This is a genomic window from Nucisporomicrobium flavum (assembly GCF_016464385.1).
GTDB lineage: Bacteria > Actinomycetota > Actinomycetes > Mycobacteriales > Micromonosporaceae > Actinoplanes > Actinoplanes flavus_A.
In genome coordinates, this window is the sequence record NZ_JADMLH010000049.1 from 1 (window position 1) to 818 (window position 818).

Annotated in this window: 1 protein-coding gene; it reads left to right on the forward strand. The window is 62.1% G+C overall.

Annotation, left to right across the window (positions count from 1 at the left end):
• On the forward strand, nucleotides 1-818 hold an 818-nt coding region (locus IT780_RS41435; RefSeq protein WP_267910265.1), incomplete at both ends, for a glycosyl hydrolase.

Sequence of the window (818 nt, forward strand, 5' to 3'; positions counted from 1 at the left end):
GGTTTCACGAGCGCGCCGCGTGACGCTGCGCTGAAGGATTGGGAGAAGCTCAGCGGTCGTACGGCGAGCATTTTCCACACGTATCACAAGGGTGATGAGCCGTTCCCGACCAAGTCTGAGATGGCGATGGCCCGCGATACCGCGCGGCCGCGGGTGCTGCTGATGAACTGGAAGATTGCGTACGGTTCGAGCTGGGCGAAGGTGGCCCGGGGTGAGCAGGATGCGCGCATCGATCGTTTCGCTGCGCGGGTGAAGTCTTCGTTCCCGGAGAAGTTTTTCCTGGTGCTCAACCATGAGCCGGAGAACGACGTGGTGGCGCGGGCCGGTTCGGGCTGGGAGGCCAAGGACTTCGCCGCGATGTACCGGCACACGATCGAGCGGCTGCGCGCCAAGGGCGTCACGAATGCGATCAATGTGATGGCGTACATGGGTAATGAGAAGTGGATGGCGCAGTCGTGGTGGAAGGACCTGTACCCGGGTGACGACGTTGTGGACTGGATGGGTCTGGACTCGTACGTCAGTGCGGAGAAGGGCTATTACCACTACGGGATGTTCGCTGACCTGCTCGACCGCAAGCCGGCCAACGGGATGAACTTCTATGACTGGGCGACGACCAAGCACGCGAGCAAGCCGTTGATGGTTGCTGAGTGGGGCGTGTACCACCGGGTCGGCAAGGTGACGGACAAGACTGCCGGGTTCAAGAGCGTGCTGCCGGAGCTGGCCAAGCGTCCGAACATCAAGGCGATCGTGTACTTCGACACCTCGCACGACGACCAGGGCGACCGCGACATCAGCATCGACAGCACGAAGGCCAACCT